Source organism: Actinoallomurus bryophytorum (assembly GCF_006716425.1).
In the GTDB taxonomy this organism is placed as follows: Bacteria; Actinomycetota; Actinomycetes; order Streptosporangiales; family Streptosporangiaceae; genus Actinoallomurus; species Actinoallomurus bryophytorum.
The window spans coordinates 4,220,851-4,235,432 of sequence record NZ_VFOZ01000001.1 but is presented as its reverse complement, the minus strand read 5'-3'; the positions used below and the strand labels follow the sequence as shown (position 1 = coordinate 4,235,432).

The following is a 14,582-nucleotide window of genomic DNA, read 5'->3' as shown; positions in this document are numbered from 1 at the left end:
CCTCGGGAGGGGCCGGGTGTCGTCCGCATAGGATCTGGCGAAACGATCACCCCGGACAGGAGGGGCCCGACGTGGTGCGCTCGGCGACGTACCTGCTCGAGTGCCTGCTCCAGGCCGGGATGCGCGACGTCGTCGCGGTGGAGCCGGCGACCGGTGGGGTCGCGGCGCTCGCGGGCATAGCCACCCGCCGGAACGCACCGCCGGTGTTCGTCAAGGCCTTCGCCGACGCACCGGGAGACGACGTCTTCGTCACCGAGGCCGAAGGGCTGGCCGCCCTGCGTGAGCTCGGCGGGATGGCGACACCCGAGGTCATCCTGGCGGACCGGGAACTGCTTGTGCTGTCCGTACTCCGGCCGAGGCCGCGCAGTGAGCCCTTCTGGGAGCAGTTCGCACACGCACTCGCCCGCCTGCACACGAGTACGACCCACCCTCGCTTCGGATGGCACCGCGACAACTGGCTGGGCCGCCGCCGACAGGTCAACACCTGGGACGACGACGGCTTTGCGTTCTTCACCCGGCATCGGCTGCTTCGGTGGTCGGCCAGCCCCGCGTCGAGGCGGCACTCGACGCCGGAGACCGCGCGGCGCTGGAGCGGCTGTGCCACCGGCTGCCCGACCTGCTGCCGGACCGTCCGCCATGCCTGACGCACGGCGATCTGTGGGCACAGAGCCTCATGGCCACCCCGGGCGGCCGGCCCGCGCTGATCGACCCGGCCGTGTCCTACATGTGGGCCGAGGTCGACCTCGCCCACGTGTGGTCCACCTCGCCCCCGGCCGAGGCACGACGGTTCTTCGAGGTCTACGCGGAGCTGACCTCCCTCGACGGCGACTGGCCCCCCGGGCAGACACAGTGGACCTGACGACCGCTTACTCGAACACAAGTACCCAGTTCACAGCATTGTGATCGGAGCTGGAAGCGCCGCTACTTAAGGAAGCGCCAGGAGGACTTTCCCTCCACTGTAATGACGATTTCGGCTCTCCTTAACTCACAGTTGGGCAATACAAGGCCAATGCGGATTCCCTGTGGACGTCTCCGCCAGGCAGTGGTTGCGTCACAATTGGGTCATGGCAAGGGATGATTCCGCGATCGAAGCGGCCGCGTGTGCCGTCACCGACGCACGGGACCGGGACGACCGCGCCGGCGAGGCGCGTGCGCTCAGCACGCTCGGCCAGGCGCTGCTCAACGCCCATCGTGTCGGTGAGGGCCGTTATATCTGCAGGCAGGCCGAGCAGCTCGCCGTTGAGGTTGGCGACCGCGACAGCGATGACCAGGTGCTGACGGTGCTTGGCTTGAACCCGAAGGAATTGGATGAGCTGGCGAGCCAGGACGGTTCCTGGCGAGATTTTCTCCTTGATTCTTCTGAAGAGACGCAATGGTTCGCCTCGTTTCAGGATGCTAGGTCAGACGAATACTATAAGTCAGGTTTCCGTAGCAATGTGTCGTATCGGGCGGACCTGTTCGTGGAGCTAGCCGTCGGATTCGTTACGGTCAAGTTCCTCGGGCCGTTCGCAGAGGCATTCGCGACAAAGCTCGGCGAGTCACTGGGAGAATCGGCCGCTCGCGCGATCGGGCGCATTCGCCTGTTGCGCAATCACCGGCACGCCCGCACCGACCTTGACGTTGTCCTGCCGGAGTCGACGAGGACGACGCTGGTGCTGCCAGCCGACTTCACCGACGCGGCCAGGTTGGCCGCCATTGACCTCGACCTGACCGCCGAAGACGTCCGCGGTGCCGAACTTCACTGGGATGTCGGCGCCGGGCGATGGCGCTCCGTAAAGTACGCGTTGTTCCGGGATGGAAGGGCGTTATGGGCTGGTTCAAAAGCAGGAAATCTGGCCATAATTTGAACAATACGGACGGCAGCCCATCCGTTGGTTCTTGCGACTGCTGCGGCGTGAACTTAGACCGCACGCAAGGCTATTACGTCGCGACCACCGATATCGTCATGTCAGAGCCCTTCTGGCGGAACCATATCGAGCCCCTCAAGATCATGGCGGACATGGTCGGGACGCCCAGGGGCAACGCTGCCGGACTGGATGAACAAGCCGCGTTTCATACGCTACTTACTAGTGTGGCCGGTAACGAGGCTCCGTGGCTGATCTGCGAGAAGTGCAGCGCGTTCTTCGATTTCGAGCGGGACGAGGCGCGGTCGTACGCCGTTCGCGGAGTCAGCCCGCGCAAGTCCGGCCCGGTGAATCCGAACGAATGCGCCGTGGTCGCCGGCGCGGCATGGGAATACATCTTTGGCCACCGACCGTCCTCGCCGCAGACCTTGGCCGGTCCCACTGGCAGCACATCTCGTTGTGACTCCTGTAGCGCGCCGTTGGACCGTGCTCAGGGCTACTACCTCGCGACCGCTGACGTCGTGGTGTCGGAGGCGTACTGGCGACTGTACGCCACGAAGATTCGCGCCCATATGATGGAAGACGACGCCGAATGGGACGAACACATGCAGTTGCTCATGTTCGCCAGGATGCTGCAGCACGTAGCCAGCTCCAGGACCCCATGGCTGATCTGCGAGGACTGCAGCGAGTTCTTTTTGATCAAACGGGACGAGGCACGGTCGCACGCCGTCAGCGAAGTCAGCCCGCCCAAGTGCGGCCCGGTAGATCCGAGCGAATGTGTCCAGGTGGCCGCTAAGGCCTGGGAGCACGTCTTCGGTCGCTGGCCGGCGTCCGCCGAGCAGCCCGAAGTCGTGGACTCCTGCGACCTGTGCGCGAAGAAGATCTACCGGCGGGAGACCGCGGGCTCCGTGGGAAGAGCGAGATTTGAGGAGTTCCGCGCTAGCGGAATCATCGACAGCGCACCGCTGTCTCCGCCTCGCCCAGGCGACAAATGGCTCTTGTGTCAGATATGCCTCAAACGGATGATCGCCAGGATACAGCGAGCAGGATTGAGCACCCCGGTTGCCGAAGAATCATGAAATCTGCAGAGCGTCGAGCCGAGAAGCTCTTCGAGAAGGGCAAGGCGGCTTATCAGCTGGAAAGATATCCACAGGCGATCGCGGCGTTCGAGTCCGCGATCGAGCTTGTACCCAACGCGCCGAACAGCCATTTCCTCCTCGGTGTCAGCCGGTTCAATTCCGGGAATATCGGAGGCGCGCTGATTCCTTTCGCACGATGTGTTTATCTCGAGCCGGGCCACCGCGATGCTCGTAACGGCCTAGGCATGGCCCTTCAATCGGTCGGATTTTCCGAGCAAGCCGCAGCCCACTTGGCGCGGGCCGCATACGAGGGCAACCCTCAGGCCCCGGGCACTCTGGCCGAGATGAAAATGGATTTCTGTCGCCAGTGCGGTGGACCGCTGACTACTTCCCTCGGCGGCGCGTCGCCTGCCTCGCCGATGAGCGACTGTCTGCGCTGCGCGGGCGAACCGCCCGCACTCACCTCACCCCGCCAACGCACCTGGTCATGGGCTCACCGACCCCCAGAGGACTACCGGTCGCAGCTGTCCCTGCCGGGCGCCCAGCTGGCCCAGCTCGGCCGTGATCACAGATCACGCTACGCACGCGACGGCGATGCCGACGACATCGACCAGGCGATCACATATCTCGAGCTAGCTGTGGCCACGACCGTGCCGGTGTCCGAGAGCGCGGAAAGGCTGACCGAGCTGGGCGTGGCCTACCGTGAGCGGTTCGCGAATCACGGACTGCCCGCCGACCTGGACCACGCGATCGACTGCCACGAGCAGGCGATCGCGATAGCCCCGCGGGCGCCCGGCTACCATGCCACGCTGTCCAGCCTCGGCCTCGCCTACAGCGAGCGCTACCGACACGGAGGCTCCGCCGGTGACCTGGACCGGGCGGTCGCCCTGCTGGACCGGGCACTGACGAGCCTGCCGGCCGACCCCGACCACCGGACTGCCATTCTGGCCAACGCCGGCATGATCTACTCACGTCGCTTCGAGCTCAGCAGGACACCAAGCGACCTCAAACGTTCCGTCGAACTGCTTGAGCAGGCGGTGGCCGCTACCCCGGACGATCATCCGAGACTGGCGGTGCGGCTGTCCAACCTCGCCACCGCCGTCGAGGCCAGCGATCCGGGCCGGGCGATCGCGCTGTGCGAACGCGCCGTGGCCGCCACCCCAGATGGCGACCGGCGCCTGTACGCCCGACTGGGCAACCTCGGCAGGTGCCGCCTTAACCGCTACGATCGAACCGGCCTGAACACTGACTTGACCGAGGGGCTTGCGGCGCTGCGACGGGCGGCGGCGGCCACCCCGGACGGGGATCCGGAACTGCCCTCCGTGCTCTCCCAGCTCGCGGCCGGTTACCTGCGGGCTGAGCCAGGCAGGAAAGGCATCGATCAGCTTACGGTGCGCGCCCTCATCGGCCGGCTGTCCACCGCACGGAACGCCTCGCCTAGAGCCCGGGTCCAAGCCGGAGGAAACCTTGGCACGCTCGCGAATGCGATAGGTGACCACGCCACCGCAGTGGAGGTGCTGGACGCGGCGGTGACGTTGCTTCCCGCCGTCGCCGCGCGAGAAGCCGACTGGGCGGACCGAGAGCACCGCTTCGGTGAGTTTGCCGGGTTGGTGAGCCAGGCCGTCGCCGCGCACTGCGCGATCGGCGACCCGACCGGTGCGGCCGAGATCGCGGAGTTGGGTAGGGGAATCCTGCTTGCCGCACAGCTGGACTCTCGCACCGACCTCACCGAACTCGACCGGCAACTGCCCCATTTCGCAGACTCCTTTCGCCGGGTCCGGGACATGCTCAACGTGTCTTCGCCCGGCCAGGCCGGGAACCGGGCAGAGTTGTGGACCCGCTATGAGAACCTGGTCAGCCAGATCCGCGAACGGCCCGGCTTCGGCCGCTTCCTGTGCACGCCGCAGCTGCTCAAACTACGGCACGCTGCCCACGGTGGCACTGTCGTCATGGTCAATTCGGGCCGCGAGCAAGCTGACGCCATCCTCATCGGCGCTGACGGCGATCCCGTACCGGTCCCCCTACCGGACTTGGCACCGGCCGATATCTCCGCCATGGCCGGGGTGCTCCTTTCCACCATTCGCGCGTCTAGCGGCCCGGCTCAGCTGCTGTGGCGAGAAGACCTCAAGGAGGTTCTCGGATGGCTGTGGAAGACGATTGCGCTGCCGGTGAGCAAGGCTTTACCCCCTGCGAACGGACCACAGCGGATATGGTGGCTCCCCGTCGGCCCACTCGGGGTGTTCCCGTTACATGCCGCCGGACATCCCGGTAAGCCCGGCGCGCTGGACGCCTTCGTCTCCTCCTACATCCCGACGCTGCGGATGCTCGCGTACGCACACGACCGACCCCCAGCGGGTGCCCGGCGCCAGCTCACCGTCGCGCTGGCCCACACGCCCGGACTGCCCGACCTTCGTGGCACCATCGCAGAGGCCCTCAACCTGGTGCGCGACCGGCCCGCCATCCCGCCACTGCTGAACTGGCGGGCATCCGTCGACGAAGTGCGCGCCGCCCTGCCCGCCGCTACCTGGGTGCACTTCGCCTGCCACGCCACCGCCGACTATGGCGCACCGTCCAAGGGCGGGCTGCGCCTCAACGACGGCATGCTGACGATCCCGGAAGTGAGCCGACTCCAACTGGCCGACGCGGAGCTGGCATACCTGTCCGCCTGCTCGACCGCCCATCGCAGCCTGGTCCACGCCGATGAGTCCATCAACCTTGCCTCTGCGTTCCACCTGGCCGGCTTCCGTCATGTCATGGCCAGCCTCTGGCCGCTGGAGGACGACTTCGCTGCCGATGCCTCGCAGCGCTTCTACGATGCTCTCAAGCAAGGGCATTCCGCGGCGGACGCTGCCCTGGCTTTGCACCAGGTCATCAGGGGGCTACGCACCGAATATCCCGATCGCCCTGATCTCTGGGCGGCCCTGATCCACAGCGGGCCTTAACCCAACTGACATGCATCAACCACCGATCACCACTCGGCAATAAGCCTCGAATGAATCCCTCTTCAAGAAGGCAGGACTTGAGATGAACGACTGCCTTGGAGCGTCCAGCCGCGAGCAGGCGCCTCGATGTCCGTCTCTCGCCGACGTCGTCCGCAGGCAGTCATCGTCGTGGATTAGGGGGAATCGTCGCGCTCAACGTGGACATGACGCAAATGCCCGTGCATGTCAGCCGTTCCGGGCCGGATGACACACGTAGCGACACCGCGCAGCCGGGACAACACCGCCGGAACACAACAACGGCGCCGCCCCCACCGCTCCAAAGAGCAGGTGGACGAGCAACGCCGTCGAATGAACAAGGGTGCCTCTTCCGACCCCAGCCCGCGGGGGGCGTGGGGGGCGGAGCCCCCCACATCGGGGGGTTCCGGGGGGTCGTCCCCCCGGGCAGACACAGTGGAGGTGGCGGGAATCGAACCCGCGTCCTTCGGTACCAAGACAGGGCTTCTCCGGGCGCATCCTGCTAGTCGTTTTCTCAGCCCCGGCGCTCACGCAGGCGTGTCGCCGACAGGCTCAGCCGCTGTTAGTTTTTCCCGTTGTTCCCGCGGCCGGGACTACAGGTGGAGTCTCCTTACGATGCCAGACCCCGGGTCGGAGACGCTCCCGGGCTGACAAGTTCGCTACCTAGCCTCAGGCGGCAAGGGCGAACTGAGTGCGCTTAGAGTTGGCACTTGTTGTTTTGCGGTCACAGGATTAACGAGGTCACAACCGCAGCCCTCGGCCCGCTTCCCCATATCTCGACATACCAAAGTCGAAACCGATCACCCCCTATTGAATTATCAACCGGACACCGAGGTGCCCGTCACGTCGACCGTACACGTACAACACAGGTCACGCCAACGAGATTCCCGCCCACACAGGGGAAGCGGGGGCGGTGACCACCTGGACGGCTTGGGCCGGTGGGGTCGTGGGAGGTCAGGGTCGCTTGGAAGATGAGAACCCCCGTGGGCGTGGACTAGGCACACCCACGGGGGTGACCGGCAGGGTCGGGCCGGTCCGGACGGCAGAGCCTCCCCCGAGACGAGGCTCTGGTCTCATCACGGCGACTGAGTCCGCAACCCCCCAAGCGGTATCTCAGTCATCTGTTAAGACGTCAGTGACGCCAGGGATGGTTGCCGCCCATGAGTCAAGGGATGACAAAGCAATCACGGAGCGTGAACGAGCCTCCTGAGGACCGAAAACCGGGCCCCGCGCCAGGACGCTCGGTCCAGGTCGGCGTGCGCCGCGGGCGGGCATGGGGGCGGCTGGAGCGATCGGTCATGCCGGCCTCACCGGACACTGGCCGTAGCGGCCGGCCCACCGCTAACCGAGACCTGGAACCGTTCGGCGGCCCGCCGCAACGGCCGGCCGTCCCCCACGACACAACGCGCCAGGCGAAGACGCCCAGGGATGCGTCATGTTCCGGCAGGAAGGCCTTCTGGTCGCCGGTGCAGATCTCGCAATCCACACCACGCCACACCTCTACCAAGATCATCCAACCGTCGGCAGACCTAGGTCCCGCGCAGGAACTTCGCCGCCACGGCCGCGGCGTTGACCTTGCCCTCCACGGCCAGGGCGAAGGCGTAAGACCCGCGGAAGCCGACGAACCACGACACCGTCTTCCCCGAGCCGTACGGCACCGTGGCCGCGACGCCGCTGACCGGCGAGCCGGACAGGTTGGCGGCTCGGCCCGGGCCGCTCTTGACCGATGCGCGCAGCAGCGGCAGCAGCGCCGAGATCGAGTCCGAGTCGAGTGACCGCGGCTGGATCGGCTGTGGCGGCGACGGGTCCTTCAGCAGGCTCGGGGGTTTCCAGGTGCCGCTGTACACCGCACGGACGGCCAGTGCCATCGACAGTGGGCTCACCTCGATGTGGCCCTCGCCCACCATGGCGGCCGCCTGGTCGGCGGCGTTGGCCGACGGCGGGACCGAGCCCGGGAAGGACGGCAGCGGCAGCGTCCACGGCACGCCGATGCCGAAGCGCGACGCGCTCGTCCGCAGGTCCTGATAGGTCAGGGAGCGGTACAGCGACGCGAACGCCGTCGGGCAGTTGCGGACGAAGTTGCTCGAGAACGTCGCCTTGCTCGACGCCTTGCCGTGGAACACCTCGTCGCCGACCTTGTACGTCGACGGGCACGGCACCTTGGCGCCGACCTTCTGGTGGTAGCCCAGCAGCGCCTGGGTGGTCACCATGCTGAAGGTCATCCCCGGCGGGTAGTGGGCCTCGAACGCCAGGTTCTTGCCGTTCGTCCCGTGGTTGGCGGCGGCCAGGATCTCTCCGGTCGCCTGGTGCACGACGGCCAGCGACGCCGCCCCGTGCACACCCTGCAGTGCCTTCTCCGCGGCCACCTGGACCCGCTGGTCGATCGTCGTGCTCACCGGCTGGCGAGGGGCGCCCGGCAGCTCGTACAGCACCTGGCTGCCCGATCCCGACGGCCCCTGGGCGACCACCTTGACGGTCGGGGTGCCGGCGAGTCTGCGCTGGTCGAGCACCTGGAGTCCGGACACTCCGATCGTGTCGCCCGGCTGGTACGGGGCGCCGACCTGCTGAAGCAGGACCGCCGTGGCCGGGCCGAGCTTGCCGACGACGTCGCCGGCGGCGGTAGGAGCGATCTGGAGATAGCGCGTACGTGCCTGTACGCCCGGCACCTGCAGCAGCTGGGCCGCCTCCTCGACCTGGTCGGGCAGCTGAAGCGTCACCAGCGGGAGGAACTCCTGTGGCGGCGCCGAGCGTACGCGCCCGAGGACCCGGTCCTTGTCCAGGTTCGTGATCTTGGAGAGGCGGTCGAGTGTCGCCTCCGGCTTGGCCAGCTGGCCGGGCAGTACGCCGAAGATCTCCACCTTGGTCTTCTTGGTCAGCGGCCGGCCCTTGGAGTCCTGGATGTAGGCCCGCGGCAGCGTCTCCGTGACGACCGCCAGCCGTTGCCCCTTACCGAGCTTCGGATGAATGATCGACGGGCTCCACACGACCTTCCACTGCCCTCCCGAGCGGTGCAGGCGCATCTGGCTGCCGTAGTCCCACGGCGGACCGTTGTCGCCGAGGTCGATCTGGACCTCGAACTGCGCGGTGGCGTCGTCGCCGTCCTTGCGGACGTGGCCGAGCGCCAGGTGCAGTGAGGCGAGGTCGAGCTGGCCGGGGAGCGCCTCGAGCGCTCCCGCGACGGCCTTGCGGTCGCCGTTGGTCTGCTTGGCGGCGCCGGAGTAGTTGCCGTTCTGCCAGGCCACCAGGAAGTCGCGGACCGTCGGAAGTGGCGAGGGCTCCGCGAAGCAGCCCGAGACAGCAGTCGTGACCAGCAGCGCCCCGGTAAGGGCGGCCACCCCACGGACCCTTCGCATGACCACCTTCAGCGCCTCTTGAACCGTGCCACTCGGGCGCGTTCCATCTCGCGGTCCGCGTCCCGTTTGGCAAGGGCCTGCCGCTTGTCGTAGGTGCGCTTGCCGCGCGCCGTCGCGATCTCGACCTTGGCCCTTCCGTCCTTGAAGTACAAGGACAGCGGGATGATGGTCCACCCGGACTCGTTCATCGTGCCGATCAGCTTGCCGATCTCCCGCCGGTGCAGCAATAGCTTGCGCGGGCGGCGGGTGGCGTGGTTGGTCCAGGTTCCCTGCGTGTACTCGGGAATGTGGACCCCCTCGAGCCAGACTTCACCGTCGCGGATGTGAGCGTACCCGTCCGTGAGGTTGGCACGGCCAGCGCGCAGCGACTTCACCTCGGTGCCGGTGAGCACGAGGCCGGCCTCGTAGGTGTCGTCTATGTGGTAGTCGTGACGCGCGCGCTTGTTCTGCGCGATGAGCTTGCGCCCTTGTTCGCGTGGCACTGGAACTCAGCCTCGGTCTTTCGTCGGCAGGGCGGCCGGCAGCCCGCGCACCATCGTGTGCGCGCACCGCTCGGCCTTCCGGGGTAGACGGTCCGGGTCGACCGCCATATCGGGCTCGATCCGGAATCCGTCGAGGCTACGACCACGCGGTGTCCGATGGCGACCGACAGTGAGTCCGGTCGCGGAACCGCCGGCCCGCCACAACGGCTCTCGAACCGATCCCCTTCCGAAGGTACGCGATCCGACGATCATCGCGCGATCGCGATTACCCGGCATGGCGGCACCCCATCGATGCGGCGGCAGGCTGGTGGGACACACGGCCGCTGGGGCGGAGCATGTGGGGATTCTAGGAGCCGGCCCGCTCATGACATGGGAAGACCGCCTGGGCGGCGATCAGATCTTCAGGTAGCGACGAAGGGTGAGGAAGGACGCCAGCGAGCACAGGACCACGCCGAAGCACACCGAGAAGACGATGACCTGCGTGACGTCCAGCCAGCCCAGTTCGGTGGCGAACTGCAGGTTCTTCGTCAGCCGTCCGAGCAGGAAGACCTTGGAGAACCCGAGCAGCACCGCGGCGAACAGGCCACCGATCAGTCCGGCGATCGCACCTTCGAGCACGAAGGGCAGCTGGATATAGAGGTTGGAGGCCCCGACCAGCCGCATGATGCCGGTCTCCCTGCGCCGGTTGAAGGCCGACAGCCGGATCGTGTTGGCCACCAGGAGTACGGCGGCGATGACCTGGATCGCGGCGATGATCAGCGCGGCCCATTGCAGGCCGCCGAGGATCTTGAAGAACTTCTCCAGGATCGCGCGTTCGTTGATCACCTGGTCGACGCCCTCACGGCCGTTCATCTGCGCGGCGACCGCGGTGTACTGCTTGGGATCCTTCAGCTTCACCCGGAACGAGTCGGGGATGTCGCCGAGCTGGATCGTGTCGGAGAAGCCCGGGGTGTCGGCGAACCGCTCCTTGGCCCGCTGGTACGCCTCCGCCTGGGTTTCCTGGACGACCGAGGCGACCTGGGGCAACGACTGGAGCGAGGCCTTGATCTGGGCCTTGGCCTGCGGGCTCGGCTCGTTTTTGTGGCAGGCCGGGTTGGCGCTCAGCTTGTTGCAGAGATAGACGGAGACCTCGACCTTGTCCGACCAGTAGTTGTTCGACTTGTCGACCTGCATCTTGAGCAGGACGCCCGTGCCGAACAGCGCCATGGCGATCGCGACGGTAACGACGAGGGCAATGGTCATCGTGAGGTTCCTGCGGAGACCGATCCAGATCTCCTGAAGAACGAACTGTGCGCGCATGCCTCGCTGTCCTTGGTCGTCCGTTGTGGGGTGGTCTCGTCTCCCGTGGGAGGCTACACGCCGCCGTATGCCTGGCCGTAGACGCCGCGGGACTGGTCGCGAACCACACGACCGTCCTCCAGCTCCACCACCCGCTTGCGGAACGCGTCGACGATGGCCGCGTCGTGCGTGGCCATCACCACCGTGGTGCCGGTCCGGTTGATCCGGTCGAGCACCTTCATGATGCCGATGCTGGTCGCCGGGTCGATGTTGCCCGTGGGCTCGTCGGCGAGAAGGATCATCGGCCGGTTGACGAACGCCCGCGCGATGGCCACCCGCTGCTGCTCACCGCCGGACAGCTCGTCCGGCATGCGGTGTGCCTTGCCCTCGAGGCCGACGAGGTCGATCACCTCGGGGACGACCTTGCGGATGAAGCGCCGGGGCTTACCGATGACCTCCAGCGCGAAGGCGACGTTCTCGTAGACGTTTTTGTTGGGCAGCAGCCGGAAGTCCTGGAACACGCAGCCGATGCGACGGCGCAGGTGGGGGATCTTCCAGTTGGTGAGCTTGTTCAGCTCCTTGCCCGCGACGTGGATGCCGCCCTGCGTCGGCCGCTCCTCCTTGAGGATCAGGCGCAGGAAGGTGGACTTGCCGGACCCGGAGGGACCCACGAGAAAGACGAACTCGCCTTTCTCGACGGCCACATTGACACCCTGCAGGGCCGGGCGGCTCTGGTGGGAATAGATCTTGGTGACGTTATCGAAGTGGATCACGGCTGCATCACGACGTGTCAGTCTAGGGGCTGGGGGACGGGGACGGCTGTCTTTTGAGGGACAGGAGCCCCAGGGTGGCTTCGCGGCTCGGAGGGCCGATTGGCCAAGCAGCAGTCTAAGGGGGAGACTGGCATGGATCGTCCAACTTGGGTACACCCATAGGTGCAACCGAGCATCACACGCCCCGGCGGACCACATCCGACGCCGGTGCGGGCCAAGGGACGGGCGCGGTCCCCCGGGCCGGGCCGGTCCCACGATTTGACCTCGGAGAGGAGCCAGATGAGCTGCGAACACCTGATCTGTGCTCGGTGTGCGGGACCCGTCGTCGAAGGACGCTGCGCCGCCTGCCGGGCGGCACGCACTGAGATGCACCACCCTGGAACATTCGGCGTATCACCCGTTCTGATCGGCGCGCTGCTGCTGGCGCTGACCCTCCTGATCGCGCTGAAGATCGGACTGAACTAGCCGGCGCCGCGGCTACTGGCCGTCGCCGGACTCCAGCCGGCGCATCCACCGGATCTCGGCCTCGATGAACTCATCGATGTCGCCGTCGAGCACCGCGGTGGGGTTGCCCGCCTCGACGCCCGTACGCAGGTCCTTGACGATCTGGTACGGGTGGAGGACGTAGTTGCGGATCTGGGTGCCCCATGAGCTGGTCGACTCACCACGCAGCTCGTTCATGCGCGCGGCATCTTCCTGACGCTTGCGCTCGAGGAGCTTGGCCTGGAGCACCGTCATGGCGGTCGCTCGGTTTTGCAGCTGGCTGCGTTCGTTCTGGCAGGAGACCACGATGCCGGTCGGCAGGTGCGTGATGCGCACGGCCGAGTCGGTCGTGTTGACGCCCTGACCACCGGGCCCGCTGGAGCGGTAGACGTCGATCCGCAGCTCGTCCTCGGGGATGTCGACGTGGTCGGTCTGCTCCACCACCGGGACGATGTCCACACCCGCGAACGAGGTCTGCCGCCGGCCCTGGTTGTCGTACGGCGAGATGCGGACCAGGCGATGGGTGCCGTGCTCACCACGGAGCGTGCCGTACGCGTACGGCGCCTTCACCGTGAACGTCGTGGACTTGAGGCCGGCCTCTTCGGCGTAGGAGGTGTCATAGACCTCGGTCGGGTAGCCGTGCCGCTCGGCCCAGCGCAGGTACATCCGCTGCACCATCTGCGCGAAGTCGGCCGCGTCGACGCCGCCCGCCTGGGAGTTGATCGTCACCAGGGCCTCGCGGGCGTCGTACTCGCCCGACATGAGGGTGCGGACCTCCAGCTGCTCGATCTCCTTGCGGAGAGTGGCCAGCTCCCGCTCGACCTCGGCGCGGGTCTCCTCGTCGCCCTCCTCCGAGGCCAGCTCCAGCATCAGGGCCGCGTCGTCGAGCCTGTGCCGCAGACCCTCGACCTTGCCGAGCTCGCCTTCGAGGTAGGAAAGGCGCCTGGTGACCGACTGCGCCCGGTCCTGGTCGTTCCACAGCTCCGGATCGGCAGCCTGCTCACGAAGCTCTTCGAGGTCACGGCGCATGCCGTCGAGGTCGAGTACGGCTTCGACGCCGCCGAGCATGGCGCCGAGCTCCTTCAGCTCTTCAGACGGATCGATGGCTGCCACGACCGAAAGCCTACCTGGGGCCTGGTCCCCGGGGTACGCGAGCCACCACCTGATCACCTCGCGTCCGGGCACTTGAACTTGCCTGGCATACTCTGCCCGACAGCGGTAACGATGATCGGCCGGGGAGCATGAGGACAGCGGTAACGTCTGCGCTGGCGATGGCACTGGCCCTCGCCGGGCTGGTGGGGTGCTCGGACGACTCACGGAGCCAGGCCCAGACCAAGCCGGCCGCGGCGCAGTCCAGCCCCGACGCCAGCCCTCCGCCCGAGCCCATGACCCCGCAGACGGCGGACAAGGCGTTCCGGGCGTTCGTGACCAACGACGACGTGGCGCGTGCCAGCGGGGACGAACGGCTGGCCCTGTGGTGGACCAGCGAAGGGCAGTCACAGCTGACCGCGGCGGCGTTCCGCAGGGCGGTGGCCAAGGGTGACCCGGTCCCCCGGTATCGCTACGGCGCCCCCACGCTCTACGTGCCGCGCCTGCTGCCCCAGGGCATCCAGTGGTTCGTGGCGGTCGTACGGCGCAGCGCCGTGGACGGCAAGGACCCGCACACCGTGATCATGGGGTTCGTCCGCAGCAAGCCCACCCAGCGCTGGCGGCTGAGCCTGGCCACGCTGCTGGACAAGAAGCAGAAGCCGCCGAAGATCGCGGTGGATGACCAGGGGTACGCGAAACCGCTCGCGACGTTCGACGCGGCGCTGCTGATCCCGCCGCGCGTCGTGCCCTCCATCCAGGCCACGCTCGCCGAGGAAGGGCCGGGGAACGTCGCGGCCAAGGTCATGGAGACCGGAAAGCACACGACCGACTACTACAGCTCGGACCAGAAGGCGACGAAGCCGAAGAAGGGCTCGGGCCTGCACATCAACACGGTGTACGCCACGACCGCTTTCCCGATCTTTCCGCTGGCGACCACCGACGGCGGCGGCATCGTCCTGTACGCCCTGAGTCGCGACGCGGTCTCGATCAAGAACAAGAAGAAGCCGGGACACGTGCCGATCCCCAAGGACGCGGCGCCGTTCATCTCGGCCGATCTGGTGCACAGCGAGCTCGACGTGACCCAGACGCTGCAGTTCGCCACGCTGGTGCCGCCTCAGCCCAAGAAGGGCGATGACGGCGACAAGGCCACGATCATCGGTGCCGACGGCGGCACCATCAAGGCGGCGGTCCCGGCGGCCCACTGACCCGGACGGTGTCGGGGGCGGCCCTCACCCCGCCCTGGC

Annotated in this window: 13 protein-coding genes, 1 other RNA gene and 1 pseudogene; 7 read left to right on the top strand and 8 right to left on the bottom strand. The window is 67.0% G+C overall.

Annotated elements, in window-relative coordinates; translation table 11 throughout:
• Positions 1 to 71: 71 nt before the first annotated feature.
• From FB559_RS46240 to FB559_RS19985, 5 genes are all read left to right on the top strand, one after another.
• Positions 72 to 644 carry a fructosamine kinase family protein gene (locus FB559_RS46240; RefSeq protein ID WP_221640089.1) on the top strand — a complete coding sequence of 191 codons (573 nt, stop codon included), beginning with the start codon at positions 72 to 74 and terminating at the stop codon, positions 642 to 644.
• Positions 533 to 859 carry a fructosamine kinase family protein gene (locus FB559_RS46235; protein ID WP_221640088.1) on the top strand — a complete coding sequence of 109 codons (327 nt, stop codon included), beginning with the start codon at positions 533 to 535 and terminating at the stop codon, positions 857 to 859. Before FB559_RS46240 ends, FB559_RS46235 begins: the two co-directional genes overlap by 112 nt.
• A 205-nt stretch (positions 860 to 1,064) precedes the next feature.
• Positions 1,065 to 1,847: a hypothetical protein gene (locus FB559_RS19995; protein WP_141957039.1), complete on the top strand. Its 783-nt coding sequence runs from the start codon at positions 1,065 to 1,067 to the stop codon at positions 1,845 to 1,847.
• On the top strand, positions 1,808 to 2,923 hold the full coding sequence (locus tag FB559_RS19990; protein ID WP_141957038.1) for a hypothetical protein: 1,116 nt from the start codon (positions 1,808 to 1,810) through the stop codon (positions 2,921 to 2,923). Before FB559_RS19995 ends, FB559_RS19990 begins: the two co-directional genes overlap by 40 nt.
• A complete protein-coding gene (locus FB559_RS19985; RefSeq protein ID WP_185792304.1) occupies positions 2,920 to 5,865 on the top strand; it encodes a CHAT domain-containing protein in 2,946 nt (981 codons plus the stop codon). The genes FB559_RS19990 and FB559_RS19985 overlap by 4 nt, the downstream gene beginning before the upstream one ends.
• A gap of 448 nt (positions 5,866 to 6,313) precedes the next feature.
• Here the strand turns inward: FB559_RS19985 and ssrA are convergent.
• The 7 genes and pseudogenes from ssrA to ftsE form a co-directional block, all read right to left on the bottom strand.
• Positions 6,314 to 6,688: a transfer-messenger RNA gene (ssrA, locus tag FB559_RS19980) on the bottom strand.
• A gap of 429 nt (positions 6,689 to 7,117) precedes the next feature.
• Positions 7,118 to 7,310: pseudogene (locus tag FB559_RS19975) on the bottom strand (IS481 family transposase); the annotation flags it as partial.
• Positions 7,311 to 7,409: 99 nt separating this feature from the next.
• A complete protein-coding gene (locus FB559_RS19970) occupies positions 7,410 to 9,233 on the bottom strand; it encodes a penicillin-binding transpeptidase domain-containing protein (RefSeq protein WP_141957036.1) in 1,824 nt (607 codons plus the stop codon).
• Between the two features lie 8 nt (positions 9,234 to 9,241).
• Positions 9,242 to 9,715: an SsrA-binding protein SmpB gene (gene smpB, locus FB559_RS19965; RefSeq protein WP_141957035.1), complete on the bottom strand. Its 474-nt coding sequence runs from the start codon at positions 9,713 to 9,715 to the stop codon at positions 9,242 to 9,244.
• Positions 9,716 to 9,721: 6 nt separating this feature from the next.
• The gene (locus FB559_RS19960) at positions 9,722 to 9,967 is read right to left on the bottom strand and encodes a S41 family peptidase (RefSeq protein WP_246122514.1); all 246 of its coding nucleotides are present in this window, start codon (positions 9,965 to 9,967) and stop codon (positions 9,722 to 9,724) included.
• Between the two features lie 141 nt (positions 9,968 to 10,108).
• On the bottom strand, positions 10,109 to 11,014 hold the full coding sequence (gene ftsX / locus FB559_RS19955) for a permease-like cell division protein FtsX (RefSeq protein WP_141957033.1): 906 nt from the start codon (positions 11,012 to 11,014) through the stop codon (positions 10,109 to 10,111).
• 53 nt (positions 11,015 to 11,067) lie between these two features.
• Complete coding sequence (gene ftsE / locus FB559_RS19950) at positions 11,068 to 11,766, bottom strand: cell division ATP-binding protein FtsE (RefSeq protein WP_141957032.1); 699 nt, start codon at positions 11,764 to 11,766, stop codon at positions 11,068 to 11,070.
• Positions 11,767 to 12,045: 279 nt separating this feature from the next.
• Between ftsE and FB559_RS19945 the strand changes: the two genes are divergently transcribed.
• Positions 12,046 to 12,231 (top strand): hypothetical protein, encoded by a 186-nt coding sequence (locus FB559_RS19945; RefSeq protein WP_141957031.1) that lies wholly within the window; start codon positions 12,046 to 12,048, stop codon positions 12,229 to 12,231.
• A 12-nt stretch (positions 12,232 to 12,243) separates the two neighbouring features.
• Here FB559_RS19945 and prfB read toward each other — a convergent pair whose 3' ends face one another.
• Positions 12,244 to 13,362: a peptide chain release factor 2 gene (gene prfB, locus FB559_RS19940; RefSeq protein ID WP_141957030.1), complete on the bottom strand. Its 1,119-nt coding sequence runs from the start codon at positions 13,360 to 13,362 to the stop codon at positions 12,244 to 12,246.
• 128 nt (positions 13,363 to 13,490) lie between these two features.
• On the opposite strand from prfB, the gene FB559_RS19935 reads away from it, so the two are divergent.
• Entirely contained in the window at positions 13,491 to 14,543 is a 1,053-nt protein-coding gene (locus FB559_RS19935; RefSeq protein WP_141957029.1) for a DUF8094 domain-containing protein, read from the top strand.
• Positions 14,544 to 14,582: the final 39 nt, after the last annotated feature.

Coding starts and splice junctions, on each gene's coding strand:
- ftsX (WP_141957033.1), bottom strand. CDS start 11,014: ATGCGCGCACAGTTCGTTCTTCAGGAGATCTGGATCGGTCTCCGCAGG.
- FB559_RS19945 (WP_141957031.1), top strand. CDS start 12,046: ATGAGCTGCGAACACCTGATCTGTGCTCGGTGTGCGGGACCCGTCGTC.
- FB559_RS19985 (WP_185792304.1), top strand. CDS start 2,920: ATGAAATCTGCAGAGCGTCGAGCCGAGAAGCTCTTCGAGAAGGGCAAG.
- FB559_RS19960 (WP_246122514.1), bottom strand. CDS start 9,967: ATGATCGTCGGATCGCGTACCTTCGGAAGGGGATCGGTTCGAGAGCCG.
- FB559_RS19970 (WP_141957036.1), bottom strand. CDS start 9,233: ATGCGAAGGGTCCGTGGGGTGGCCGCCCTTACCGGGGCGCTGCTGGTC.
- FB559_RS19935 (WP_141957029.1), top strand. CDS start 13,491: ATGAGGACAGCGGTAACGTCTGCGCTGGCGATGGCACTGGCCCTCGCC.
- FB559_RS19995 (WP_141957039.1), top strand. CDS start 1,065: ATGGCAAGGGATGATTCCGCGATCGAAGCGGCCGCGTGTGCCGTCACC.
- FB559_RS19990 (WP_141957038.1), top strand. CDS start 1,808: ATGGGCTGGTTCAAAAGCAGGAAATCTGGCCATAATTTGAACAATACG.